The 23409-nt window shown below is 60.2% G+C and carries 29 protein-coding genes; 21 read left to right on the forward strand and 8 right to left on the reverse strand.

The window, feature by feature from the left end:
- Positions 1-14: 14 nt before the first annotated feature.
- Positions 15-878 carry a cytochrome c oxidase subunit II gene (gene coxB, locus FHW77_RS16665; protein ID WP_034496285.1) on the reverse strand — a complete coding sequence of 288 codons (864 nt, stop codon included), beginning with the start codon at positions 876-878 and terminating at the stop codon, positions 15-17.
- Positions 879-1309: 431 nt separating this feature from the next.
- Here coxB and FHW77_RS16670 point away from each other — a divergent pair, with 431 nt between their 5' ends.
- The 5 genes from FHW77_RS16670 to FHW77_RS16690 all read left to right on the forward strand — a co-directional run bounded on the left by FHW77_RS16670 (position 1310) and on the right by FHW77_RS16690 (position 5304).
- Complete coding sequence (locus FHW77_RS16670; RefSeq protein WP_004440361.1) at positions 1310-1834, forward strand: invasion associated locus B family protein; 525 nt, start codon at positions 1310-1312, stop codon at positions 1832-1834.
- An 80-nt stretch (positions 1835-1914) separates the two neighbouring features.
- The gene (tldD, locus tag FHW77_RS16675) at positions 1915-3330 is read left to right on the forward strand and encodes a metalloprotease TldD (RefSeq protein WP_004440360.1); all 1416 of its coding nucleotides are present in this window, start codon (positions 1915-1917) and stop codon (positions 3328-3330) included.
- A 351-nt stretch (positions 3331-3681) separates the two neighbouring features.
- Positions 3682-4119 (forward strand): bleomycin resistance protein, encoded by a 438-nt coding sequence (locus FHW77_RS16680; protein ID WP_006699875.1) that lies wholly within the window; start codon positions 3682-3684, stop codon positions 4117-4119.
- Positions 4120-4122: 3 nt separating this feature from the next.
- The gene (locus tag FHW77_RS16685; protein ID WP_004440358.1) at positions 4123-4788 is read left to right on the forward strand and encodes an HAD family hydrolase; all 666 of its coding nucleotides are present in this window, start codon (positions 4123-4125) and stop codon (positions 4786-4788) included.
- Positions 4789-4926: 138 nt separating this feature from the next.
- Positions 4927-5304 carry a hypothetical protein gene (locus FHW77_RS16690; protein WP_004440357.1) on the forward strand — a complete coding sequence of 126 codons (378 nt, stop codon included), beginning with the start codon at positions 4927-4929 and terminating at the stop codon, positions 5302-5304.
- Between the two features lie 50 nt (positions 5305-5354).
- Here FHW77_RS16690 and FHW77_RS16695 read toward each other — a convergent pair whose 3' ends face one another.
- Together FHW77_RS16695 and pdxH are read right to left on the reverse strand one after the other, a co-directional pair.
- A complete protein-coding gene (locus FHW77_RS16695) occupies positions 5355-5660 on the reverse strand; it encodes a pyrophosphohydrolase domain-containing protein (protein WP_004440356.1) in 306 nt (101 codons plus the stop codon).
- Between the two features lie 169 nt (positions 5661-5829).
- Positions 5830-6450, reverse strand: a complete 621-nt coding sequence (gene pdxH, locus FHW77_RS16700) for a pyridoxamine 5'-phosphate oxidase (RefSeq protein WP_004440355.1) — start codon at positions 6448-6450, stop codon at positions 5830-5832.
- Positions 6451-6506: 56 nt separating this feature from the next.
- Here pdxH and FHW77_RS16705 point away from each other — a divergent pair, with 56 nt between their 5' ends.
- From FHW77_RS16705 to FHW77_RS16720, 4 genes are all read left to right on the forward strand, one after another.
- The gene (locus FHW77_RS16705) at positions 6507-6956 is read left to right on the forward strand and encodes an RT0821/Lpp0805 family surface protein (RefSeq protein ID WP_004440354.1); all 450 of its coding nucleotides are present in this window, start codon (positions 6507-6509) and stop codon (positions 6954-6956) included.
- Positions 6957-7168: 212 nt separating this feature from the next.
- Positions 7169-8284, forward strand: coding sequence for a DnaJ C-terminal domain-containing protein (locus tag FHW77_RS16710; protein WP_004440352.1), 1116 nt, complete (start codon positions 7169-7171; stop codon positions 8282-8284).
- A 131-nt stretch (positions 8285-8415) separates the two neighbouring features.
- Positions 8416-9234 carry an enoyl-ACP reductase FabI gene (gene fabI, locus FHW77_RS16715; protein WP_004440350.1) on the forward strand — a complete coding sequence of 273 codons (819 nt, stop codon included), beginning with the start codon at positions 8416-8418 and terminating at the stop codon, positions 9232-9234.
- 35 nt (positions 9235-9269) lie between these two features.
- Positions 9270-9863, forward strand: a complete 594-nt coding sequence (locus tag FHW77_RS16720; protein ID WP_006699881.1) for a histidine phosphatase family protein — start codon at positions 9270-9272, stop codon at positions 9861-9863.
- 217 nt (positions 9864-10080) lie between these two features.
- On the opposite strand, the gene FHW77_RS16725 is transcribed toward FHW77_RS16720, so the two are convergent.
- Complete coding sequence (locus FHW77_RS16725) at positions 10081-10341, reverse strand: DUF1344 domain-containing protein (protein WP_006699882.1); 261 nt, start codon at positions 10339-10341, stop codon at positions 10081-10083.
- Between the two features lie 40 nt (positions 10342-10381).
- Here FHW77_RS16725 and FHW77_RS16730 point away from each other — a divergent pair, with 40 nt between their 5' ends.
- The 3 genes from FHW77_RS16730 (at position 10382) to ribB (ending at position 12986) form a co-directional block, all read left to right on the forward strand.
- Entirely contained in the window at positions 10382-10678 is a 297-nt protein-coding gene (locus tag FHW77_RS16730) for a hypothetical protein (RefSeq protein WP_162484559.1), read from the forward strand.
- 98 nt (positions 10679-10776) lie between these two features.
- Positions 10777-11874 (forward strand): chorismate synthase, encoded by a 1098-nt coding sequence (gene aroC, locus FHW77_RS16735; RefSeq protein WP_004440343.1) that lies wholly within the window; start codon positions 10777-10779, stop codon positions 11872-11874.
- An 11-nt stretch (positions 11875-11885) separates the two neighbouring features.
- Entirely contained in the window at positions 11886-12986 is a 1101-nt protein-coding gene (gene ribB, locus FHW77_RS16740) for a 3,4-dihydroxy-2-butanone-4-phosphate synthase (protein WP_004440341.1), read from the forward strand.
- A 269-nt stretch (positions 12987-13255) separates the two neighbouring features.
- On the opposite strand, the gene FHW77_RS16745 is transcribed toward ribB, so the two are convergent.
- Positions 13256-14452, reverse strand: coding sequence for a winged helix-turn-helix domain-containing protein (locus FHW77_RS16745; protein WP_004440339.1), 1197 nt, complete (start codon positions 14450-14452; stop codon positions 13256-13258).
- A gap of 112 nt (positions 14453-14564) precedes the next feature.
- Between FHW77_RS16745 and FHW77_RS16750 the strand changes: the two genes are divergently transcribed.
- The 7 genes from FHW77_RS16750 to dxs all read left to right on the forward strand — a co-directional run bounded on the left by FHW77_RS16750 (position 14565) and on the right by dxs (position 20850).
- The gene (locus tag FHW77_RS16750; protein ID WP_004440338.1) at positions 14565-15245 is read left to right on the forward strand and encodes an energy-coupling factor ABC transporter ATP-binding protein; all 681 of its coding nucleotides are present in this window, start codon (positions 14565-14567) and stop codon (positions 15243-15245) included.
- On the forward strand, positions 15242-15847 hold the full coding sequence (locus FHW77_RS16755; protein ID WP_182590602.1) for an energy-coupling factor transporter transmembrane component T family protein: 606 nt from the start codon (positions 15242-15244) through the stop codon (positions 15845-15847). The genes FHW77_RS16750 and FHW77_RS16755 overlap by 4 nt, the downstream gene beginning before the upstream one ends.
- Positions 15848-15878: 31 nt before the next feature.
- On the forward strand, positions 15879-16442 hold the full coding sequence (locus FHW77_RS16760; protein WP_004440332.1) for a biotin transporter BioY: 564 nt from the start codon (positions 15879-15881) through the stop codon (positions 16440-16442).
- Between the two features lie 25 nt (positions 16443-16467).
- Positions 16468-17403: a histone deacetylase family protein gene (locus FHW77_RS16765; RefSeq protein ID WP_004440330.1), complete on the forward strand. Its 936-nt coding sequence runs from the start codon at positions 16468-16470 to the stop codon at positions 17401-17403.
- A 2-nt stretch (positions 17404-17405) separates the two neighbouring features.
- Positions 17406-17660, forward strand: coding sequence for an exodeoxyribonuclease VII small subunit (locus FHW77_RS16770; protein ID WP_003503059.1), 255 nt, complete (start codon positions 17406-17408; stop codon positions 17658-17660).
- Positions 17661-17905: 245 nt separating this feature from the next.
- Positions 17906-18829 carry a pirin family protein gene (locus FHW77_RS16775; RefSeq protein WP_044458738.1) on the forward strand — a complete coding sequence of 308 codons (924 nt, stop codon included), beginning with the start codon at positions 17906-17908 and terminating at the stop codon, positions 18827-18829.
- Between the two features lie 101 nt (positions 18830-18930).
- Positions 18931-20850 (forward strand): 1-deoxy-D-xylulose-5-phosphate synthase, encoded by a 1920-nt coding sequence (dxs, locus tag FHW77_RS16780; protein WP_034495944.1) that lies wholly within the window; start codon positions 18931-18933, stop codon positions 20848-20850.
- A 42-nt stretch (positions 20851-20892) separates the two neighbouring features.
- Here dxs and FHW77_RS16785 read toward each other — a convergent pair whose 3' ends face one another.
- Positions 20893-21255, reverse strand: coding sequence for a nuclear transport factor 2 family protein (locus FHW77_RS16785; protein ID WP_044458737.1), 363 nt, complete (start codon positions 21253-21255; stop codon positions 20893-20895).
- Positions 21256-21362: 107 nt separating this feature from the next.
- Between FHW77_RS16785 and FHW77_RS16790 the strand changes: the two genes are divergently transcribed.
- Both FHW77_RS16790 and FHW77_RS16795 read left to right on the forward strand, forming a co-directional pair.
- Positions 21363-22157 (forward strand): helix-turn-helix domain-containing protein, encoded by a 795-nt coding sequence (locus tag FHW77_RS16790; protein ID WP_064263208.1) that lies wholly within the window; start codon positions 21363-21365, stop codon positions 22155-22157.
- A 5-nt stretch (positions 22158-22162) separates the two neighbouring features.
- Positions 22163-22477: a putative quinol monooxygenase gene (locus FHW77_RS16795; protein ID WP_004440318.1), complete on the forward strand. Its 315-nt coding sequence runs from the start codon at positions 22163-22165 to the stop codon at positions 22475-22477.
- Here FHW77_RS16795 and FHW77_RS16800 read toward each other — a convergent pair.
- A complete protein-coding gene (locus FHW77_RS16800; protein ID WP_044458735.1) occupies positions 22474-22857 on the reverse strand; it encodes an ACT domain-containing protein in 384 nt (127 codons plus the stop codon). The genes FHW77_RS16795 and FHW77_RS16800 overlap by 4 nt on opposite strands.
- 87 nt (positions 22858-22944) lie before the next feature.
- Entirely contained in the window at positions 22945-23397 is a 453-nt protein-coding gene (locus FHW77_RS16805; RefSeq protein WP_044458734.1) for an Lrp/AsnC family transcriptional regulator, read from the reverse strand.
- Positions 23398-23409: the final 12 nt, after the last annotated feature.

Here is a 23409-nt window from a genome sequence, read left to right on the forward strand (position 1 = left end):
TCCTCACTCCAGAATCAGTTGGTTTCGTTGGCGGCAACGTCGACGGTGCGCGGAGCGCCATCGACAGAGGCCATCAGCGCCCGGTTCGCGCCGTTCAGGTCAGAACCGGCGGCGGCGAGCCAGGTGTTGTACTGCTGTTCGGAAACCACCCGAATGGCGATGGGCATGAAGGCGTGATCCTTGCCGCAAAGCTCGGAACACTGGCCGTAATAAAGGCCTTCTTTTTCCGCCTTGAACCAGGTTTCGTTCAGGCGGCCCGGAACAGCGTCGATCTTGACGCCGAAAGCCGGCATGGCGAAGGAATGGATCACATCCGTCGGCGCGGCGGTGACGAGCAGGCGAACGGTCTTGCCGACCGGGACAACCATTTCATTGTCTACTGCGAGAAGACGCGGATAGCGGGCCTTGTCCTCCTTGCCGGCGGCGGCGCGATCCTGATCCTTCAGCATGTAGCTGTCGAAGGAGACCGGCTCGGCGCCCTCGGCAGCCGTATATTCGTAGCTCCACAGCCACTGCGTGGCGGTCGCCTTCAGCGTCACGTCGGGGTTTTCCGGCTGCGTGAGCTGCGCGTTCAAAAGATTGAACGACGGGAAAGCAAGGAACAGGAGAATGAGAACCGGCGCCAGCGTCCAGACCACTTCGATTGCCGTGTTGTGGCTGGTCTTCGAAGGCACGGGATTGGCCGAGGCGCGGAATTTCAGAACGACGACGATGAGCAGCGCAAGAACGAAAAGCGTAACCGGAACAATGAACCAGAGCGTATATTGTTCGAACCAGCGTATTTCGTGCATGATCGGCGTGGCGGCCTCCTGCATGCCCATTTGCCAATGCACCGGCTGATCGGCGTGGGCGCCGACAGCCGTGAGCAGACAGGTCATCCCCGCCAGTGCTGCGTAAATCCTATTCCTCACGGTACCCTCTCCCTCACGCGCCTGATCCAGATCAATCACAGGCGCAGAATCCATGCTAATGGTAATAACTTCAAACCACAGTTTGCCCTCTGCCGCAATATGCGTCACGCCACGGATGCGCCCCAATTTTGCCATTGATCAATCCGCGCGCGACTTTCCTGCAGCCTGTGCGTCGGCTCGTCTGCCGAAGACGATTTCGCGACGAAAAAATGCGGCAAGCCCCGTCTTCCAGCCGGTTTGATCGCGGGATGACGACCGATGCCGCGATCAAATCCGGCTGCCATCAGGACCGACAGGTCCTATTTCCGCCCAACTCGGCTGGAATTGAAAGCCCGAGGCTTTTTTTTCCGGATTATGGCGTCAAAATAGCCGCACTGATTCGAATCCCAGAGGTATCCATGCGTCTTTCCCCGCTCGCGCGCACTTTTCTTGCCGCCGCCGGTCTTGCCATCATCGCCCCCGCCGCCGCGGCGCTGGCGCAACAGCCGCAGCCCGGAACGCCGAAGTCGACGCATGGTGCATGGTCTGTCATCTGTGACAAGCCGGCGGGCGCTTCGGAAGAACAATGCGCCCTGATGCAGAACGTGATTGCCGACGACCGCCCGGAAGTCGGTCTTTCAGTGGTGGTGCTGAAGACGGCCGACCGCAAGTCGCGCATCCTCCGCATCCTCGCACCGCTGGGCGTGCTTCTGAAGGACGGCATGGAACTCTATATCGACAGTAACAATATCGGCCGCGCCTATTTCACCCGCTGCTTCTCCGAAGGCTGCTATGTGGAAGTTGATATTGACGACGAGTTGCTGAAGGTTCTGCGCGCCGGCAAGAACGCTGTTTTTGCACTGCGTGAATCCGTCGATCAGGACCGCGTCGGCATTCCGATCGAACTGACGGGGTTTGCCGAAGGTTACGACGCGCTTCCTTGAAGCCTGCCGTACCGGACAGCCTTGCGTCCGCCCGCTCCAGTGCCTAAATCGGTCATGAACGATAATGACTGGAGCCTCCTATGACCGACGATCTTGTAAAACTCTTCGATTGCGACGAAACGCAATTGCGCAAGCTCGTCGGCGAGGCCCTCGCCGGCGCTGATGATGGCGAGCTTTTCATCGAACATGCGCAGGCCGAGTCGCTGACTTTCGATAATGGCCGGCTCAAGGGCGGTTCCTTCAATACAGACCAGGGTTTCGGCCTGCGGGCGGTCGCCGGCGAGACGGTGGGTTACGCCCATGCGGGCGAGCTTTCGCAAAGCGCGCTGAAACGTGCATCGGATGCGGTCAGCGCAGTGACGAGAGGTTATTCCGGCTCCTATGCCGCCGCACCGCAGCGCACCAACAAGAAGCTCTATGGCGACGAGAACCCCATCGGCAGCCCGAGCTTCGAAGAGAAGGTGAAGCTTCTCACCGATATCGATGCCTATCTGCGTGACAAGAACACCAATGTCCGGCAGGTGACGGCGACGATTTCCGCAAGCTGGCAGGTGGTTGACATTCTGCGCGCCGATGGGCACCGCGTCAGTGACGTCAGGCCGATGACCCGCATCAACATCTCCGTCGTGGCGGGTGAAGGCGATCGGCAGGAAAGCGGCTCCTATGGCATTGGCGGCCGGGTCGGTTTCGGCGATTTCATCACAGAAGAAAACTGGCAGCGCGGCGCCGATGAGGCTTTGCGTCAGGCGCTCGTCAACCTCACCGCCATCGATGCGCCGGCCGGCACCATGGATGTGGTGCTGGGCTCCGGCTGGCCGGGTGTGATGCTGCATGAGGCCGTGGGTCACGGTCTGGAAGGCGATTTCAACCGCAAGAAGACGTCCGCATTCGCCGGCCTGATGGGCGAAATGGTCGCCGCGCCCGGCGTGACCGTGGTGGACGACGGCACTATCGACAGCCGCCGCGGCTCGCTGACCGTGGACGATGAAGGCACCCCTTCCGGTTACAACGTGCTGATCGAGAACGGCAGGCTGGTGGGCTACATGCAGGACCGCCAGAACGCCCGGCTGATGGGTGCGACGCCCACCGGCAACGGTCGCCGTCAGGGTTATGCCTATGTTCCGATGCCGCGCATGACCAATACATACATGCTGTCGGGCGACAAGACGCCGGAAGAGATCATCGCCTCCGTCAAGAAGGGCATCTATGCCGTCTCCTTCGGCGGCGGCCAGGTCGATATCACCTCGGGTAAATTCGTGTTCGGCTGCACCGAGGCCTATCTCATCGAAAACGGCAAGATCGGCGCGCCGGTGAAGGGCGCCATGCTGATCGGCAACGGGCCGGATGCGATGAAGCGCGTCTCGATGATCGGCAATGATTCGAAACTCGATACCGGCATCGGCAATTGCGGCAAGGCCGGGCAATGGGTGCCTGTTGGCGTCGGCCAGCCGCATCTGCGCATGGACCAGATCACCGTGGGCGGCACGAAGGCGTAAATCTCCCGACCCTGCCTGTAACGACTGTTAATGCGTATCTGTAGCGCATAAAGTGATGTAACGGTGCATCACCCGTCATTCCGGCCTTGAGCCGGAATCCAGCCGACGCGCGTCGGCGCGGCGGGAAGACTCTTTTCAGCCCAAGGACTTGGGCTGGCTGGATTCCGGCTCAAGGCCGGAATGACGGAAGAAAGAGTTGCAGCCACACTGAGCCTGTCGGCGCCTCGTCAGCCCATGACCCCACACATGGCTGCCATGATGCGGTTTTCTCTGGTGTGCAGCCGCGAAGACGGTAAGATCACCCTTACCGCAGGCCTTACGCCCACACTGGGCTGCGTAGCAAAGGAGACCATGACCATCATACGAAATGCCCTCGTTCCTGAACTTGCCGTCAGCGACTGGCAGAAAAGCCGCGCATTTTATTGCGACCTGATCGGTTTTCATGTGGTCTATGAGCGCCCCGAAGAGGGCTTTACCTATCTGGCGCTGGGGGATGCCCAGCTGATGATCGACCAGATTGGCGCGACGCGGACATTCGTGACTGATAATGCCGTGCTCGAATTTCCGTTTGGCCGCGGCATGAACCTGCAGCTTGCCGTCCCCTCGCTGCAACCCATTCTTTCCCGGCTGGAGCGATCCTCCATCGACCTCGTCATGCCGCTGGAAGAAAAATGGTACAGGCGCGGCACGGTCGAAGTGGGCAACCGGCAGTTCATCGTCGCCGATCCGGATGGTTACCTGATCCGTCCGTTCGAGAGCCTTGGCGAACGCCCTTTCCGGTTCGGTTGAGCCATGCTGCCTTTTCTCCCGCGGGCCGTGGTTTTCGACATGGACGGATTGCTGATCGAGAGCGAGCGGCTCTATCGCGATTCATTTCTGGCGGCTTCGGAAGAAGGCGGCCACGGCATGAGGGTGGAGACCTATCAGAAGGTCTGCGGCAGCCCGTGGGACGTCATCACCGGCACCATTTTTGCTGATTATGGCGCGGATTTTCCCATCGACAGTTTTCGAGACGCCTGGCTCCGGCATCTTGGCGTGATGATGGCCGATGGCGTGGCGTTGAAGCCGGGCGTCACCGAGATCCTCGACCTTCTCGACAGCCTCGATATCCGCCGCGCCATCGCCACCTCGTCGCGGCACGATTCGGTGACGCGCCACCTTGGGCCCCACGACCTGCTCAATCGCTTCGACACAATTGTCGCGCGCGGCGACTATACGGAGCCGAAACCGGCGCCCATGCCCTATCTGACAGCCGCGCGACGACTGTCCCTCGATCCCGGGCGCTGTCTTGCCCTGGAGGATTCCTACTCGGGTGTACGCTCGGCGACATCGGCGGGCATGATGACGATCATGGTGCCTGACGTTGCGCCGCCGACCGAGGAAATGCGGGAGAAATGCGTGGCCGTCGCCAGCGACCTGCATATGGTGGCCGACCTTCTGCAAAAAGCGCAGGCCTGAGTAGAGTGAAAATCGGGCTGGGGCGCGAAACGGCGTCATACGTGCTTCGCGATTTGGCGTCATGATGAAACACATGTCGGGCTGGGGCGCCGCTACTGGGCAAATGCCTCTGCCGGCGTATCCATAACCGGGGTAATCATGATGCCTGTCGCCGTGTCACTCATAACGCTGATACTGCTGGTTCTGTCCCTGTTCCAGATTGCGCTCGCCGCCGGCGCCCCTTTCGGCCGCCTTGCCTGGGGCGGCGCGCACACGGTATTGCCGGGACGGCAAAGGATAGCCAGCGCAGCGACACCGCTCATTTATGCGCTTTTCGTTTCCTTCCCGCTGCAAAAGGCGGGTTGGGCCGACATCTGGCCGTCTGGCTGGGTTGAACCTGGAATCTGGATCATCGTCTGTTACATGGCGGTGAGCATCGGATTGAACGCAATGTCGAAAAGCCGCCCGGAGCAGCTGGTCATGGCACCTGTGGCTGTCGCTCTTGCGATCCTGTTCTTTGTCATCGCGTTCTCCTAGCGGATCGCGGAGGCACGACGCAGCAGGATCGAATGGTCCTCGGCGGAGCGTCAGGCCCCCGGCTTGAAGCGCCACTTGCGTTCTATCGCATTTTCGAGATCGAGACCGTTGCGATGCGCCAGCAGCAGTACGTGGCCGAGCAGATCGGCGGTTTCGTCAGCCAGATCACGCTTCATCTCCTCTCCGCTTCTGCCCCTGCTGCGCCCCCGCCCTGTCAGCCGGTTCCAGGCCTGCGTAACCTCGCCCACCTCCTCCTGAAGCTTCAGCATGAACCAGTCGGGATCACGGGCGATCCCGTTTTCATCGGCATATTTCTGCGAGGCAGCCTCGAACTGGCGCATCATGGACAGAAGCATTTGTTCATCCTTTGTTCGTGATGTCCAACTCTAATCACGATTCTCCGGCAGCGTCGATTCGAAAGCGCTTTACGGACGGCGGATGGAGCTTCTGCCGGGCCACCCTTGGCCCGGCGCTGTTGGATTGGCTGCTTAAACAGGCAGGCGCCAATGGCGCGGCCTGACGCCCTTAGGGGTACATGCGGACCTTGGACCAGGCACCGTCTGGCGTGTCGCGGCGGAATTCGATGCGGTCATGTAGGCGGAACTTGCGGTCATGCCAGAATTCGATGCTGACGGGGCGAATGCGGAAACCGGACCAATGGGACGGGCGCGGAATATCGCCGATCGCATATTTGGCAGTGTATTCAGCCACCGCCTTTTCCAGCGCGAAACGGTCTTCCAGCGGCCGTGACTGCTTGGATGCCCAAGCGCCGATGCGGCTGCCACGCGGGCGGGAGGAGTAATAGGCATCCGCCTCCTCGTCGCTCACGATCTCCACCTCGCCGCGCAGGCGCACCTGACGTCGCAGGCTCTTCCAGTGAAAACACATGGCCGCTTTTTTCTGGCCGAGGATCTCCCGGCCCTTCTGGCTTTCGAAATTCGTGTAGAACACGAAGCCGCGGTCATCGACGCCTTTCAGCAGCACCATGCGCACATTCGGCAGGCCATTTTCGTCCACTGTGGCAAGTGCCACCGCGTTCGGATCGTTGATCTCGGAAGCCGTCGCATCCTTCAGCCATTCGGCAAAAAGCGTGAAAGGTTCATTTTCTTCCGTGAAGTCACTGGATGTTAACCCCGTTTCCGACATATTGACTAAAATGCTCCCGAGCTGATTTGGACCCCAGAGATGATCTCTGGTGAAAGATGGTGACCGTCATAGCAAAGTCGAACAGTCGAACAAAGAGCCTCCTTTCGTCGGTAGCGGAAGTTTCCGCCGTCGTGTCGATGCTTGCGGTGCTGAGCGGATGCGTCAGCCTCGATCTGTTCGGCGGCGACAAGGTTGACCGCTCGCTTTCCACTGCCTCCGTGCCCAACCAGCAGAATGGCAGCGCCCAGACCGACGATGTGACCATTCGCAATGCGGTGACATCGGCCGATCTCGCCAAACTTGCCGACCAGCCGCTGCCCTGGGCGAATGCCGCCACCGGCAGCGCCGGCGTCGTGACCGCCATTCACGAAGACAAATCAAGCGGTTTCGTCTGCCGCGATTTCAAGACAACGCGCCACTCCTTCGAAGGGGTGGCAGCTTATTCCGGACAGGCCTGCCTGTCGGAAACCGGCGAATGGTTGATGACCCGCTTCGAGCAGAAATAATCTGTTTACCCTTCCATGGGGAATAGGCGCGGCCCCGGTGCGTCGAACCTGCTCCGTAAAGGAGTGATTAGCAACTTATTGCAACAGTCGACGTTGATTAAACCGAGGGCGTGCAGGCGAATGATCGCGGGCACCCCTTTTCGGAGGGGTTAGCTTCAGGATTGCGCCATGACGGGCGGCAGGCGCCTGAGCCAACGTAACTGGTGTTTCGCATGCGCGATCCATATTCGATCCTCGGCGTAAAACGTGACGCCCGCCACGAGGAAATCAAGGCCGCCTGGCGCACGAAGGCGAAAACCGTTCATCCGGACGCCAATCGCGACGATCCCGATGCCTCGGCGCGATTCGCCGAGATCGGACAGGCCTACGACCTTCTGAAAGACCCGAAAAAGCGCGATCTCTACGATCAGGCCCGCAAGGCTGCAGAAAAAAAGCAGCGCGATCAGACCATCATGCAGCAGCGGGAGGCCGCGCGCGAGGCGGCTGAACGCGCCAGGGCGGCCGAAAAGCTGATGGAAGAACTGGCCCGGGCGGACGCCCGCAACCGGACGCAGACCGGCCAGAAAACCGACGCCAGGACGGAAAGTGCCGAAGACATCGTCGAGCGGATTTTCGGCGCGGAGGCACAGAACGATCCCAAGGTACAGCAGGCGGCGGAAGCGGCAAAGGCTGCCGCAAGCGCCGTAAGAGGCGATGCGCCTGCCGCCGGCGAGACCGCCCAGTCCGGCGCTGGCGATGACAGGGCCGCGCCCGTCTCGCTTGCCGCCAATCTCTTCAGCGCTCTCGTACGCCGGTTCCGCACGCCGCAACCAGCTCCCGAAAAGGCGCCCGATATCACGGCGGAGGCCATCGTCACGGTCGCCGATCTGCTGGAGCAAAAGTGGATTACCGTATCGCTTGCCGATGAACGAGAGGTTCGCTTCCAGCTGGAAGCCGGCATGACCGACGGACATGTGGTGCGGCTGAAGGGACAGGGGCTGAAGCTTCCGAACATGGCCCGCGGCGATCTCGCCGTGACATTGCTGACCGCACGCGAGGATGCGTTTTCCCTTCGTGGCTTCGATATCCACACAACGTTGCCGATCTCGCTCAGCGATGCGGTTCTGGGCTGCGAAGCAAAGGTCAAGACGCCGCTTGGCGAGGAAAGCATCACCATTCCAGCCTGGTCAGGCTCGGACCGCGCGCTCAGGATTGCCGGCAAGGGCCTTGCCGACGGCAATGGCGGCTCCGGCGATCTCGTCATCGAACTGCGCATCGTCCTGCACGAGAAGCCCGATGAGAAGGTGACCGACCTGATGCGCCACATGCGCGAAGGCCTTTATTTGTGAAAGTTTTGCGAATAGCCGGGACAACGCACCCTTTGTTACGTTCCCTAACAGTTGATGATCCTTGGCAATCTTGAACAGGATTGCAGCCTATGCCATAGGCAGGACCGATCAAAAGTACTAGGGAGCATAAAATGGCTCAGGCATCCGGCCTCATGGCTGGCAAACGCGGCCTCATCATGGGTGTCGCCAATAATCGTTCCATCGCTTGGGGCATCGCCAAGGCCTGCGCCGACGCGGGTGCGGAAGTGGCTCTCACCTGGCAGGGCGATGCGCTGAAGAAGCGTGTCGAGCCGCTGGCCCAGGAACTCGGCGCCTTCATGGCCGGTCACTGCGATGTGACCGATCTCGAGACGATCGATGCGGTTTTTGCCAGCCTGGAAAAGCACTGGGGCAAGATCGACTTCGTCGTGCACGCCATTGCCTTTTCCGACAAGGATGAGCTGACCGGCCGTTACCTCGACACCAGCCGCGACAATTTCAACCGCACCATGGACATTTCCGTCTTCTCGCTGGCCGCCGTTGCCAAGCGGGCGGAGCCCGTCATGAATGACGGTGGTTCGATCGTGACGCTCACCTATTACGGCGCCGAAAAGGTGATGCCGAACTACAACGTCATGGGCGTGGCCAAGGCCGCGCTTGAGGCAAGCGTGCGTTACCTCGCCGTCGACCTCGGCAATCGCGGCATCCGCGTCAATGCCGTTTCCGCCGGCCCTATCAAGACGCTCGCTGCTTCCGGCATCGGCGACTTCCGTTACATTCTCAAGTGGAACGAATATAATGCGCCGCTGAAGCGCACCGTTTCGATCGAGGAAGTCGGCAAGTCGGCGCTTTACCTGCTCTCCGACCTTTCGACTGGCGTGACCGGCGAAATCCACCATGTCGATTCCGGTTACCACACCATCGGCATGAAGGCGGTGGATGCGCCTGACATTTCGGTGGTGAAGGACTGACGACAACCGGGAATGCTTGAAACTGGGGTATCGCCTTGCTCGTCTATGTGATCCGGCACGGACAAACGGACTGGAATGCGATACGCCGGCTTCAGGGCCAGAAAGACATTCCGCTCAATGATTTCGGCCGCCAGCAGGCGGTCGGCAATGGTCTGCTTCTCGCCCGCCTCCTGGGGGATCAGGCCGCGGATTTCGATTATGTAGCAAGCCCGCTCGGGCGCACGCGCGAGACAATGGAACTGATGCGCGGCGCGATGGGGCTCGATCCCAAGGCCTATCGCACCGACGACCGCCTCATCGAAGTTTCCTTCGGTGACTGGGAAGGGCAGACGTTGCCCGAGCTCAAGAAGGAATTTCCGGACCGGGTGAAGGCGCGCAAGGCCAACAAGTGGGATTTCATTCCCCCCGGCCAGGATGCCGAAAGCTATGAAATCCTCTCCTGGCGCATCGGCGCATGGCTCTCCTCCGTGGAGCGGCCGACAGTCTGCGTCTGCCATGGCGGCGTCATCCGCTCGATTTTCAGACTTGTTTCAGGCATGGACAAGGATGAGGCGTCGCGGACGCAAATCCCGCAGGACCAGATTTTGAAGGTCGAGATCGACAGGAACAGCGTCGAGTGGATTTCCTAGGGGCTGGCAGCTTTCCTATGATTGGCAGGACATCGCAGCTTGTTTCTTCTCTCACCCGGGGAGAGGTGGCCCGAAGGGTTGGATGAGGGGGCAACGTTGCCGGATTTCGGAGAGCTTGCCCCCTCATTCCGCTGCCGCGGACTTCTCCCCTCGGGGAGAAGAAACAGGTGGCACCCGCTCGTTTCACAAAGGAGGTTTTGACTTGGTAGGCGGCTGCTTACTCCACAACCTGCAGATCGTCGACCACACGTTTCCCATCCACTTCCGTGTAGAAGACAACGACCTTCACGCCCGCTTTCAGACCTTCGAAATTGAATTCTTCCGGCACACGATAGGTCTTGCCGTCGTTCAGCGTGATACTGAGACCGTTCGCGTCGATCTTGCTGATCGTGCCTTCCACGTCGACGCTCTGGGCGAAGCCGTTGATCGGCATCAGGAGGTTGGCGGTGGCCAGAAGGGCGGCAATCATCATACGCATCGATCTAGCTTTCGTGGATTTGCGTGAAAACCTTACATGCATGAAGAATTGCCTTTCGAATGTGGCGGAAATTGCCCGCAACCATGACATTTTCGGCCCAATTGATGAACGGATTTCAAATCCTGTTCAAGCCGTTAGTGATTTTTACACCGCATTTTCCGGCAATATTGGAAAACTCGGGTTTAGGGTGGAAAACCCCGGCTCTTTTACAATTTCGTCATCTCAAAAAACCGTCGATACGGTCGAATCACTTTCCGTCGCCCATGGCGGGACTGTCGTTTTTCGTCCTTTCGCAAGTCGTGAACGGTACGTCACCTTCTTATCGCGTTTGCGATGAAAGAAAGGCTTTTGCCTTGTCCGGATTTTCCACTAAGACAAATCCGCTTGTTTTAAACGGCGCTGTCCACAGGCGCCCCGTTTTCCGGTTTGAGAATTATGTCGCATAACAGTTTCGGTCATCTTTTCCGCGTTACCACCTGGGGAGAAAGCCACGGGCCGGCACTTGGCTGCGTGGTGGATGGTTGCCCGCCCGGCATCCGGTTTACCCTTGCGGAGGTGCAGCACTGGATGGACAAGCGCAAGCCGGGCCAGAGCCGCTTCGTCACCCAGCGGCGCGAGGACGATATCGTCAAGGTCCTTTCCGGCGTCATGCTGGATGAGGACGGCGAGACGATGACGACAACAGGCACGCCGATTTCCATGCTGATCGAAAATACCGACCAGCGCTCCAAGGATTATGGCGAGATCGCCAGGCGTTTCCGCCCCGGACATGCGGATTTCACCTATGACCTGAAATATGGCATTCGCGATTATCGCGGCGGTGGTCGCTCCTCCGCGCGCGAGACGGCGGCGCGTGTCGCTGCCGGCGCAATTGCGCGAAAGGTGGTACCCAGCCTCAACGTGCGCGGCGCGCTGGTGCAGATCGGCAAACACAGGATCAACCGCGACAACTGGGATTGGGATCAGGTCGATCAGAACCCGTTCTTCTGCCCTGATGCCGCCATGGTGCCCGTCTGGGAAGAATATCTCGACGGCATCCGCAAGGCCGGTTCGTCCATTGGCGCCGTTGTCGAAGTGATCGCCGAAGGCGTTCCGGCGGGTATCGGCGCACCGATCTACGCCAAGCTTGACCAGGATATAGCCTCCAGCCTGATGTCGATCAACGCCGTCAAGGGTGTGGAGATCGGTGAGGGTTTCGCCTCCGCCGAGCTTTCCGGCGAGGAGAATGCCGATGAAATGCGCATGGGCAATGACGGCAGGCCGATCTTCCTCTCCAATCATGCCGGCGGCATTCTGGGTGGCATTGCGACCGGCGAGCCCGTCATCGCGCGCTTTGCCATCAAGCCGACCTCGTCAATCCTGACCGAGCGCCAGTCGATCGACGCCGATGGCAACAATGTCGACGTGCGCACCAAGGGACGCCACGACCCCTGCGTCGGCATTCGTGCCGTGCCGATCGGCGAAGCGATGGTGGCCTGCACCGTCGCCGACCATTATCTGAGGGATCGCGGCCAGACCGGCCGGTTGAAGTGAGGTATTCCGCAATGGCCTATGACCAGAAACGCGTTGTCGATGCCATCCGCGCTTTCGAAGCCGGTGAAATCGTTGTCGTGACCGATGATGATGACCGTGAGAACGAGGGCGATCTGATCATTTCAGCGGTCCACTGCACGGCAGAAAAGATGGCTTTCATCGTGCGCCACACGTCAGGCATCGTCTGCGCCCCCATGCCGCGCGAAGAAGCCAAGCGCCTGAACCTCAATGCCATGGTGGCCGAAAATGACAGCGCCCATACCACGGCCTTCACCGTCAGCGTCGATTTCAAGCACGGCACCACAACGGGCATTTCCGCCGATGACCGCACGCTGACGGTGCGCAATCTCGCCAATCCAAATGTCGGAGCCGCCGATTTTACCCGGCCTGGACACATTTTCCCGCTGATTGCCCGTGAGGGCGGCGTCCTGATGCGCTCCGGACATACGGAAGCCGCCGTCGACCTCTGCAAGCTGGCAGGCCTGCCGCCGATCGGTGTCATCTGCGAACTCGTCAATGACGACGGCACCGTGACGCGTGGACCGCAGGTCACCGCCTTTGCGGAAAAACATCAGCTCAAGCAGGTGTCGGTTGCCGATCTGATAGCCTATCGCCAGCGCAAGGAAACGCTGGTGGAGATGGAATCCTCCTTCACCATCGAAACGCCCTTCGGCCCGGCCAGAGCGCAGACCTACTCCCTTCCCTGGGACCGGATGCAGCACATGGCGGTGATTTTCGGCGACATCAGGGACGGTGTCGACATTCCCGTGCGCCTGCACCCGGAAAACGTCGCTGACGACGTATTCGGCGACCGCCAGCCGGTGCGGCACTACATGCAGAAGATCGCCGAGGAAGGCCGCGGCGTCATCGTCTATCTCCGTGAAGGCTCCGTCGGCGTCGGTCAGGTTGCGGGGCGGCGCAAGGCGCGCGACCCGGACGAGGCACACGCCCAGGCCCGCTCGCGGGAAAACGAATGGCTGGAAATCGGTCTCGGCGCGCAAATCCTCAAAGACCTCGGCATCAGCTCGATCAAGCTGATGACCACGCGCGAACGCCATTATGTCGGTCTCGAAGGATTTGGCATCAAGATTTCGGCGACGGATATCGGGTGAGCTTAGGTTTTTGCCTGGTCTCGCCGCGCAATTGTGAGGCGAGCGGGTTCCGCCTGCTTCTTCTCGCCGCCGGGGAGAAGTCCGTGGCAGCGGGATGAGGGGCTAGCTCTCCGTAAATCTCTACCGTTGCCCCCTCATCCGACCCTTTGGGCCACCTTCTCCCCGGCGGGGAGAAGAAATATGTCGCAACGCCGCGCTACAATGGGGTATCACGGATCGATAACCTTGAGTCCGAGGGCACCTCTCTCGCAATCATCCGTGCGAAAAACTCAGTTTTCCTCCCGCCAGCCCTCCAGATAGTTCACGCTCTCGACCCCTGTGAACTTCGCAAGCCGCGACAATTCCGCATCGAGCTTTTCCAGCCGCCCGGCCGAAGCGCGCACGCCGGGCTCGAGCCACAGGCGGCGTACATCCAGAGTGCTGCCTTTGCGCTCCGCCTTCATGTCGATGCGACCGATCAGACGGTCGCCTTCCAGAAGCGGAAAAACATAATAGCCATATTGCCGCTTCGGCTCCGGCACGAAAACCTCGATGCGATAATAAAAGCCGAATAGCCGCTCCGTGCGGTTTCGGTCACGCAGCAAAGGGTCGAAGGGGCTCAGCACGCGAACGCGGGAGGACGGTTCCGGTACGTCCGTCAGGTCGGCAGTGAAATCGGCAAAGGCATAGGACTGGCGGGCAGTATCGCCGTCACTTGCGAGAAGCGAGACCTCGCACAATTCATCGCGATGGTTTTTGACCCAGTCTCTCGCCTCCTGCGGCGTCACAAGATCGAAAAACGCGGCGATTTCGCCGTGGGTGGCGAACCCCAGCCGTTTCAGCGCCTCGCGGCAGGCCCAGTCGACGAATTCGGCGTGCTCCACTTCGGTCTCGTGATGCTCACCGGGAATGACCCGTTCGGCCAGATCATAGACCTTCTGGAAGTTCACACGGCCGGCAATTGCAAGCTTGCCGGTGTGCCAGAGATATTCGAGTGCGGTCTTGGAGGGATGCCAGTTCCACCAGCCACCGGACTGGTGTCCCTCCTCTTTAAGCTCCCGCGCCAGCACCGGCCCGGTTGCGGCGATGCGCTCCAGCGTTTCGCCGAACGCGGCATCGAAGCCCTCACCGTGCCATTTGCGCCAGCGTTCCTGAATGATCGGCTCGCGGCGGCGGAAGCGGTGTTTCCAATAGGGATAAAATTCCGTCGGCAGGATGGAGGCATCATGCGTCCAGTGCTCGAAAAGCGCGCGATCCTTTTCCAGCAGCGTGGTCAGATGGTTGCGCCTGTAGGTCTGGTTGCGGGAGAAAATAATCTGGTGATGGGCGCGCTCCACCGTGCCGATGCTGTCCACCTGCACGAAGCCGAGATCGGTGATGAGCTGCAGCAGCCCATCCTTGGAAAGCGCCTTGCCGGGCGGGGAGGAAAGGCCCTGCCGCGCCAGAAAAATTCGCCTTGCTGCTTCGTTCGAAACCTTGATCGTCATGGCCCAGAAGGTATGACGGCTTTTTCGCGAATGCAATGTTCTTTTTTTGTTCCTTGTTTCACTTCTGTTGATGACGGGATATAGAACCGGAAACGAGCGCGAGGATGTAAGTTTGGAAATCCGTTTCGATGCCGCCGGTGTCGTTTTCGAGGGCCGGCAGGTCCTGCAGCCGCTGTCTTTGACGTTGACGGAACGGCGTATCGGCGTAATCGGTCTCAATGGTTCCGGTAAGACCACCTTTGCCCGGCTGATCAACGGGCTGAACAAGCCAAGCGAGGGCAAGGTTTCGGTGAACGGTCTCGACACCGTGAGCGACGCCAGGGCCATCCTGCAGATGGTCGGTTTCATCTTCCAGAATCCCCAAAACCAGATCATCCTGCCGATCGTGCGCGACGATGTCGCCTTCGGGCTGAAGCGGCTCGGCCTCGGCAAGGCCGAAACTGAAAATCGGGTGAAGGTCGTTCTGGCCGGACTCGGCATCGCGCAGCTGGAAGACCGGCGCGCGCATGAGCTTTCCGGCGGTGAGCTACAGCTTGCAGCGCTTGCCGCCCTTCTGGTGACGGAACCGCAAATCCTCATTCTCGATGAGCCAACCAACCAGCTTGATCTCAAAAACCGCGCAATCGTGGAAAGAGCCATGGCGGCGCTGTCCCAGGCGCTGATTGTCATAACCCACGATCTGCCGTTGCTTCGGGGTTTCGACCGGGTGCTGGTTTTCCATGAGGGTGCGCTTATTGCAGATGCTGCACCTGAAGCGGCGGTGGCGCGCTATCTGGAGGTGGCGTCGCGATGAAATCGCTGCATGTCGAAGGAACGGGCTGGCTTTACCGCGTCTCGCCGCGCCTCAAGCTTCTGACGCTCATGGGCTTCAGCATTGCATTGTTCCTCACCCACGACTTGCTGGTTCTCGCATGCGCGATGGTTCTGACCGCGCTAGTTCTGAGCGCGACGCGGCTGCCCCTCAAGGACATCGCCCTGCGGCTGCGGCCGGTGATGCTGACGATCTTCCTCGTTGCCGGCTTCAGCTATCTCCTGCTTCCGGCACACGATGCCAGTGTCAATCTTATGCGGCTGACGGCACTTGCGTTGCTCGCCACCGCCGTCACCATCACCGTCAGCATTTCGCAGTTCATGGACGAAATTACACGTGCTGCCTCCCCGCTGGAAAGGCTGGGGCTGCTCAAGGCCGCCGATATCGGGCTTGCAGTCGGACTGGTGGTGCGCTTCGTGCCTGAGATCGTCAACCGTTACCATGCGGTGCGCGATGCACACCGGGCGCGTGGCCTGCCCGTGCGGATGGCGACCATCATCGTGCCGCTCGTCATTATGACGTTGAAGGATGCCGATGCCATTGCCGACGCCATTGACGCGCGCGGTTTCAGAGGCCAAAGCTGACGGCCAGACAACCATCCGGAGTTTCCGAGCCATGACGACCCGCGACCTCGTGCTGATTTCGCTGTTTTCCGCCATCATCATCGCGCTCGGGCTTTTGCCGCCGATCACGCTCGGTTTCATTCCGGTGCCGATTACCGCGCAGTCGCTCGGCGTCATGCTCGCCGGCGTCGTCCTCGGCGCAAAACGCGGCACGCTCGCGGTTCTGCTGACGATCCTGATTGCCGCCATCGGCCTGCCGGTGCTTTCGGGCGGACGTGGCGGTCTTTCGATCTTCACCACGCCGACAACGGGCTTCCTGATCGGCTGGATCGCAGCCGTTTTCGTCACCGGCACGCTCTCGGAAAAACTCGTCAATCGCAGCCAGTCCGCTCTGGCGCAGGGTGTTGGCTTTTTCGTCGCCAGCCTGATCGGCGGCGTGGTCGTGCTTTATGCTTTCGGCATCACCTACCTGGCGGTGGTCGTCGGTCTCGGTTTTGAAAAGGCTTTCATGGGTTCGCTCGCCTTCATCCCGGGTGATGCGCTGAAGGCCGTGCTGGCAGCCCTTGCCGGCCGCGCCGTCATGGCGGGTTATCCGCTGCTGCCGCAGCGCGCCTGAAAACACTTTCTTCGGGAGGAAAAGAATGGCGACGCGTTTATACGAACATCCGATCTTCCTTGAGCATATCACGCCTTCCGGCCATCCCGAGCGGCCGGACCGCCTGCGGTCGCTGAACATCGCGCTCGAACATCCGAATTTCGAGCGCCTTGATCGCAAAGAAGCGCCTCAGGCCAATGAAGACGCGGTGCTGCTGGCGCATCCGGAAGAGCATCTGCTTGCCGTGATGCGACAGATTCCGGAAGAGGATGGCGAGATCAACCGCATTGAGGCCGACACTTACGTTTCGCAAAAAAGCCTGCAGGCGGCGCTGACCGGCATCGGCGCTGCAATGGCGGCAGTAGACGATGTTTTTGCCGGCGCTGCCGACAATGTCTTCGTTGCAGCCCGCCCGCCTGGCCACCATGCCGAGACCGCCAAGGCCATGGGCTTCTGTCTTTTCAACAATGTGGCGATCGCCGCCCGCCACGCGCAGAAGGCGCATGGTGCCGAGCGCGTCGCCATCATTGACTGGGATGTGCACCACGGCAACGGCACGCAGGACATCTTCTGGAACGACACATCCGTGCTGTTCTGTTCCACCCACCAGATGCCGCTTTATCCGTGGAGCGGCGATAAAAACGAAACCGGCGTGAAGAACAACGTCGTCAACGCACCGCTTTCTCCCAACACCGGCAGCGAACATTTCCGCGAGGCATTCAAATCACGCGTTTTGCCGGCGATTGCGGATTTTTCGCCCGATCTCATTCTCATCTCCGCCGGTTTCGACGCGCATCACCGTGATCCGCTGGCGCAGATCAATCTGGTGGGAGAGGATTTCGACTGGGCGACGGGCCGGCTTCTGGAGATGGCGGATAAATACACTTCGAATCGGGTCGTCAGCCTGCTGGAAGGCGGTTATGATCTGGAAGGGCTGGCGGAATCGGCAGCCATGCATATTTTGAGAATGATGAAGGGTTGAACATGACGGAAAATGCCAACACAGCCGATGTCAGCGGTTATTCGTTCGAAAAAGCCGTCGCCGAGCTGGAAAGCATTGTCGCACGTCTGGAACGCGGCGACGTGGCGCTGGACGAATCCATCGCCATCTATGAGCGCGGCGAAGCCCTGAAGAAGCATTGCGAAACGCTGCTGAACGCTGCCGAAAAGCGCATCGAGAAGATCCGTCTCGACCGCGCCGGCAAGCCGCAGGGTGTGGAGCCGCTGGACGGGGAGTGATTGCGTTTAGGGTGAGCGTTCGGACGTGATTCGATAAGGTAGCCACCTCCCGATTCAAACCCTCGACGTCATCCTCGGGCTTGTCCCGAGGATGACGGAGGAGAGGTTTTGAGAACTTTCCCCGGCCGTAAGGTGTTCTCACAATGTCGTGTTAACAAGGATCGTTGACGCTGCGTTCGATATCGCGATGCTCCCCTCCCCCTCGGTTATGCTAAACTCCCGCCAGACGATACGAGGAGCTGACCATGTCCTTCTTTCCCGGTAACGATCCCGTCGCGGGCGATGCCTTTGCCTGCGACGCCATCGAGAACCTCATCATCCCCCGCACCAGCGATATTGGCGGCTTTGCGGTGCGGCGCGCGCTACCGACGCGGCAGCGGCGGCTTGTCGGTCCCTTCATCTTTTTCGATCGCATGGGTCCGGCGATACTGAAGGCCGGTGAGGCGCTGGATGTGAAGCCGCATCCGCATATCGGGCTTTCCACCGTCACCTATCTGTTCGACGGCGAAATCAAGCATCGAGACAGTCTCGGCACCGAGCTTGTCATCCGCCCCGGCGACATCAACCTGATGACGGCCGGGCGCGGCATCGTGCATTCGGAACGCACGCCGGAAAACCTGCGCGGCCATCCGCTTTCCATGTCGGGCCTCCAGACCTGGCTTGCCCTGCCCGACCATATGGAGGAAATCGACCCGGCCTTTGCCCACACGGCAAAGGAAGAGATGCCGCTGATCGATATCAAGGGCGCGTCGGGTCGTGTAGTGATCGGTGAATTCGAGGGCCTCACCTCCCCCGTTGCGGCCTTCACGGATACGCTTTATGTCGACCTGACGCTGGAGCCGGGGGCAAAGTGTCCCTTTTCCGCCGATCATGAGGAGCGGGCGATCTATATTCTGTCCGGCTCGCTGGATGTGGCGGGCGATATCTTCGCCGCCGACCAGCTGCTCGTCTTCCGGCCGGGTGACGACATCACGCTTCAGGCCGGCAGCAATGGCTGTCACATCATGATCTTTGGCGGGGCAGCGCTGAATGAGCGCCGATACATCTGGTGGAACTTCGTTTCGTCATCAAAAGAACGCATAGAACAGGCCAAACAGGAGTGGAGAACGGGACGCTTCGACATCGTTCCCGGCGACGAAGAAGAGTTTGTCCCTTTGCCGGAAGGTTGAAATTCTATAGAAGTATACGACATGCATGGTTCACCCGGCGGCTTTCGCGATGAAAGACGTTCTCACGCGCCGCGCGGGGACCACCAGAAAAGGCCGAACGATTGACCGGAATGCCACAGACACCATTGCTTGACCGGGTGAATTTTCCCTCCGATCTCAAGGAGATCGATGATCGCGACTTGCCGGAACTGGCAAGGGAACTGCGCGACGAGATGATTGACGCCGTGTCGAAAACCGGTGGGCATCTGGGTGCCGGCCTTGGCGTGGTGGAACTGACGATTGCCATCCACAAGGTCTTCAACACGCCCGAAGACCGGCTGATCTTCGATGTCGGCCATCAATGTTACCCGCACAAGATCCTGACCGGCCGGCGTGATCGCATCCGAACGCTGCGGCAGGAAGGTGGCCTTTCCGGTTTCACCCGCCGTGCGGAAAGCGAATATGATGATTTCGGCGCCGGCCATTCTTCCACCTCCATTTCCGCCGGTCTCGGCATGGCGGTGGCGGCGGGCTTGGATGGCAGCGACCGCAAGGTCATTGCTGTCATCGGTGACGGTTCCATGTCTGCCGGCATGGCGTTTGAGGCACTGAACAATGCCGGTGCGCTCGATGCACGACTGATCGTCATCCTCAACGACAACGACATGTCGATCGCGCCACCGACCGGCGCGATGAGCGCCTATCTGGCGCGTCTCGCCTCCGGCCGCACCTATATGGGTTTTCGCGATTTCGGCAAGAAGCTGACGGCGTATCTCGGGAAGACGATCGACCGCGCCATTACCCGCGCCGTGACCCATGCGCGCGGTTACGTGACCGGCGGCACGCTGTTCGAGGAGCTTGGTTTCTATCACATCGGCCCGATCGACGGTCACTCCTTCGACCACCTTTTGCCGGTGCTGCGCAATGTGCGCGACAACCAGAAAGGCCCCGTCCTCATTCATGTGGTGACACAGAAGGGCAAGGGTTACGCGCCGGCGGAGGCGGCCGCCGATAAATATCACGGCGTCAACAAGTTCGACGTCATCACCGGCGCGCAGGCAAAAGCCAAGCCGAATGCGCCGAGCTATACCAGCGTCTTCGCCGAGGCGCTGATCCAAGAAGCCACGCTCGATGAGAAAATCATCGGTGTGACGGCCGCGATGCCCAACGGCACCGGCCTCGACAAGATGGCCGAGCTGTTCCCGGCGCGCACCTTCGATGTCGGCATTGCCGAACAGCATGCCGTCACCTTTGCGGCGGGGCTTGCGGCTGACGGTTACAAGCCGTTCTGCGCGCTTTATTCCACCTTCCTGCAGCGCGGTTACGACCAGTTGGTGCATGATGTGGCAATACAGAGCCTGCCCGTGCGTTTCCCGATCGACCGCGCCGGTTTTGTCGGCGCCGACGGGCCGACCCATGCCGGCTCTTTCGACACCACTTTCCTCGCCACCCTCCCCGGCATGGTAGTTATGGCGGCCTCGGATGAGGCGGAGCTGAAACATATGGTCCGCACGGCAGCGGCCTATGACGAAGGCCCGATTTCCTTCCGTTATCCGCGCGGAGAAGGTGTCGGCGTCGAGATGCCCGCGCGCGGGGAGATTCTTCAGATCGGCAAGGGTCGCATCATCAAGGAAGGCACGAAGGTTGCCCTGCTTTCCTTCGGAACCCGCCTTGCGGAATGCCTGGCGGCGGCCGAAGACCTGGACGCCGCCGGTCTTTCTACGACGGTTGCCGATGCGCGCTTCGCCAAGCCGCTCGATCTCGATCTCATCCGACAGCTTGCCGCCCATCATGAGATTCTGGTGACGATCGAAGAAGGCTCGGTCGGCGGTTTTGGCGCACATGTGCTGCATTTCATGGCAAGCGCCGGCCTGCTCGATCACGGCCCCAAGGTGCGGACACTCACACTGCCCGACCAGTGGGTGGAACAAGCCAAGCCAGAGACCATGTATGCCAATGCCGGCCTCGACCGGGCCGGCATCATTTCCACGGTGTTCAATGCGCTCGGCCAGCGTCAGGCCGGAGTCGGTTTCGCCGGCTGACAAAACTGCCGGGACAGGAGGCGGGACTATCCCGCCTTTACCTCAGGATGCCGCGCCGTCGAGAAAACCAACGACATTTTCGATCCGGCCCTCGGCATCGTGGCTGACGACATCGGTGCCACCAGCCACATCGTCCCCTTCAGGCGAGATAAGGCGCCAGGAGAAACGGGTGAATTTGCCGTGTCCGTCCGGGGTGCCGGCAAGAACGAAACGATATCCCGGAAATTTCTGCCGCGCCGCCTCGATCATGGCGGCAATCCCCTGCTGGCCTTCGCCCTGCATCAGCGGATCGACGTAGCGCGTATTTTCTGCCCATGCCTGACCGATCAGGTGCCTGCGACGTTCATTGTCTTCCTCATTCCAGGCTGCGAGATAGGTTTCGGCGATTGCGAGATGCTGCGTCATGATTGCGCTCCTTGTGGTTGACGGCCCAAACATGCCGGGGGTCGGGAAGCGGAACAATTACCTCCGAGGTAATCGCATCCGCGATATCTTCTGCTAGGCTGCGGGGCATGACACATCATCGAGAACATGTCGGCCAGGTGCTGAAGGAATGGCGAGCCCGCCGCAGATTGAGCCAGCTGGATCTGGCGGTGGAGGCTGAAATATCAGCACGCCATCTGAGCTTCGTTGAAAGCGGGCGATCATCGCCCAGCCGCGACATGCTGGTGAGGCTGGCGGAGCAGCTTTCGATGCCGGCCCGCGCCGCCAACCGGCTGATGCTGGCTGCAGGTTATGCACCCGTTCATTCCGAACGATCACTGGATGCACCTGATATGGCAGCCGCCCGACAAGCCGTCGAAACGGTAGTGCATGGGCATATGCCATTCCCCGCTCTTGCCGTGGATCGGCACTGGAATGTCGTTCTCGCCAATGGGGCGATCACGTCGCTTCTGGCCGGCGTTTCAGAAGAGCTGCTTTACCCGCCGCTCAACGCCTTGAGGCTGAGCCTGCATCCGCTGGGTCTGAGTTCACGCATCGTCAATCTGGCCGAATGGCGCCATCACCTGCTGGAACGCCTGCGCCGTCAGGTCGAGGAAACCGGAGACGAAGTGCTTTCTCGGCTGCATGCGGAGCTTGCGGCCTATCCCGCGCCAAAGGTCGCCCCGCATACCGCCGGGGCCGACCCTCTGGCCATACCGCTCCAGCTTCGCGATCCATCTTCGGGCGGCATATTGAGCTTCATTTCAACCACCACGGTTTTCGGGACGGCGACGGACGTCACGCTCTCCGAACTCGTGCTGGAGTGTTTTTATCCCGCCGACGCAGCAACCCGCAACGCACTGATGCAAGGCGCCAGGGAGTAAGACCCGTGCACACCACCTATCTTATCAGCTTTCAGGTCCGTCCAGCCCAGCGCGAACGTTTTCTGGAATTGCTGAATGCGCTGCTCGACGCCATGCGGCACGAAAAGACCTTCGTGAACGTAACCCTGCACTGGGGTGGCGAAAACGAGAACCGGTTCCTGCTGCATGAGACCTGGACTGACCATCAGGACGTCATCGACGTTCAGATCCACCGGCCCTATCGGCAGGCATGGCACGATGCCCTGCCCGAGCTTCTGGACGCGCCGCGCGATATTTCCGTCTGGCATCCCATGCGGGCGGATCACGCTCACGGAGCTTAGATGCGCGAGTGCCCTGCATTTGCCAGCAGCTCAAACGTTTTCTCAAGATCTTTCGATTTGACCAGCAGGTGATCGCCATCGAAAGTGGAAACCACGAATATCCCGATGTCGTTGGTCGATAGCGGTTCGATCACCGAAAGCACGATGCCGGTCTCATCAAAGGCGAACGGGCCCTGAAGTTTGAGACAGTTCCAGCCGGTGTCGGCCTTAACATCATGAGGGATACGCTCCTGACGGCAAACGACGGAAAGCTCATCATCAGTCCGGCTGATGCTGAGAAAACCTGTGCCATCGGCCCAGGCTGGAATGGATGCATCGGCAGAAAGCCGGGCCACTCCGTAGGTGCCCTCAAGGAGCCTTAACTTAACGCGAGGCGCCATCTGTAAACTGCCTTCCCAAAAGCCAGACGCTTTCCTTGGGTTGAAGGGGAGGATCAAATGCCTTCCCAGAAGGCCATATTATCAGTTTCAAAGCTTGATGGCCGTTTCTTCTTTCGCCGTCTTGATGACGACCATGGTGAAAAAGCGTGCCACATTGTGCTGATCGCGGAACAAGCGGTCGCACAGGGCGTCGAATTCTTCCATATCCCGCAGGCGTAACATCAGTACGACATCGCTTGCGCCGGTGACGGCATAGGCCTGCGACACCGCCTCCTCCGCGCAGGCAATATCCAAAAAGCGGCGCATCTGCTGCTCACCGTGCAGTTTCAGCTCCACCGTCACCAGAGCCTTGAGCACGCGTCCCGCCTTTGCCGGGTTGAGGATCGCCACGATGCGGTCGATCACGCCCGACTTGCGCAGCCGCTGCAGGCGGCGCAGGCAACTGGATGGCGACAGCCCGACTTCATCAGCCATATCCACATTGGTGCGCGAGGCGTCGTCCTGCAAAAGGTTCAGAAGTTTCCGGTCGATCCTGTCCATGCGGATAGCATA

This window comes from Agrobacterium sp. RC10-4-1, from assembly GCF_014138475.1.
GTDB lineage: Bacteria > Pseudomonadota > Alphaproteobacteria > Rhizobiales > Rhizobiaceae > Agrobacterium > Agrobacterium pusense.

Coding starts and splice junctions, on each gene's coding strand:
- aroC (WP_004440343.1), top strand. CDS start 10,777: ATGTCGCATAACAGTTTCGGTCATCTTTTCCGCGTTACCACCTGGGGA.
- FHW77_RS16690 (WP_004440357.1), top strand. CDS start 4,927: ATGATGCCTGTCGCCGTGTCACTCATAACGCTGATACTGCTGGTTCTG.
- FHW77_RS16705 (WP_004440354.1), top strand. CDS start 6,507: ATGGTGACCGTCATAGCAAAGTCGAACAGTCGAACAAAGAGCCTCCTT.
- FHW77_RS16725 (WP_006699882.1), bottom strand. CDS start 10,341: ATGCGTATGATGATTGCCGCCCTTCTGGCCACCGCCAACCTCCTGATG.
- FHW77_RS16710 (WP_004440352.1), top strand. CDS start 7,169: ATGCGCGATCCATATTCGATCCTCGGCGTAAAACGTGACGCCCGCCAC.
- FHW77_RS16765 (WP_004440330.1), top strand. CDS start 16,468: ATGGCGACGCGTTTATACGAACATCCGATCTTCCTTGAGCATATCACG.
- FHW77_RS16695 (WP_004440356.1), bottom strand. CDS start 5,660: ATGCTTCTGTCCATGATGCGCCAGTTCGAGGCTGCCTCGCAGAAATAT.
- fabI (WP_004440350.1), top strand. CDS start 8,416: ATGGCTCAGGCATCCGGCCTCATGGCTGGCAAACGCGGCCTCATCATG.
- pdxH (WP_004440355.1), bottom strand. CDS start 6,450: ATGTCGGAAACGGGGTTAACATCCAGTGACTTCACGGAAGAAAATGAA.
- FHW77_RS16760 (WP_004440332.1), top strand. CDS start 15,879: ATGACGACCCGCGACCTCGTGCTGATTTCGCTGTTTTCCGCCATCATC.
- FHW77_RS16805 (WP_044458734.1), bottom strand. CDS start 23,397: ATGGACAGGATCGACCGGAAACTTCTGAACCTTTTGCAGGACGACGCC.
- FHW77_RS16755 (WP_182590602.1), top strand. CDS start 15,242: ATGAAATCGCTGCATGTCGAAGGAACGGGCTGGCTTTACCGCGTCTCG.
- coxB (WP_034496285.1), bottom strand. CDS start 878: ATGACCTGTCTGCTCACGGCTGTCGGCGCCCACGCCGATCAGCCGGTG.
- FHW77_RS16670 (WP_004440361.1), top strand. CDS start 1,310: ATGCGTCTTTCCCCGCTCGCGCGCACTTTTCTTGCCGCCGCCGGTCTT.
- FHW77_RS16800 (WP_044458735.1), bottom strand. CDS start 22,857: ATGGCGCCTCGCGTTAAGTTAAGGCTCCTTGAGGGCACCTACGGAGTG.
- FHW77_RS16730 (WP_162484559.1), top strand. CDS start 10,382: ATGAAGAATTGCCTTTCGAATGTGGCGGAAATTGCCCGCAACCATGAC.
- FHW77_RS16775 (WP_044458738.1), top strand. CDS start 17,906: ATGTCCTTCTTTCCCGGTAACGATCCCGTCGCGGGCGATGCCTTTGCC.
- tldD (WP_004440360.1), top strand. CDS start 1,915: ATGACCGACGATCTTGTAAAACTCTTCGATTGCGACGAAACGCAATTG.
- FHW77_RS16785 (WP_044458737.1), bottom strand. CDS start 21,255: ATGACGCAGCATCTCGCAATCGCCGAAACCTATCTCGCAGCCTGGAAT.
- ribB (WP_004440341.1), top strand. CDS start 11,886: ATGGCCTATGACCAGAAACGCGTTGTCGATGCCATCCGCGCTTTCGAA.
- FHW77_RS16770 (WP_003503059.1), top strand. CDS start 17,406: ATGACGGAAAATGCCAACACAGCCGATGTCAGCGGTTATTCGTTCGAA.
- FHW77_RS16685 (WP_004440358.1), top strand. CDS start 4,123: ATGCTGCCTTTTCTCCCGCGGGCCGTGGTTTTCGACATGGACGGATTG.
- FHW77_RS16680 (WP_006699875.1), top strand. CDS start 3,682: ATGACCATCATACGAAATGCCCTCGTTCCTGAACTTGCCGTCAGCGAC.
- FHW77_RS16790 (WP_064263208.1), top strand. CDS start 21,363: ATGACACATCATCGAGAACATGTCGGCCAGGTGCTGAAGGAATGGCGA.
- FHW77_RS16745 (WP_004440339.1), bottom strand. CDS start 14,452: ATGACGATCAAGGTTTCGAACGAAGCAGCAAGGCGAATTTTTCTGGCG.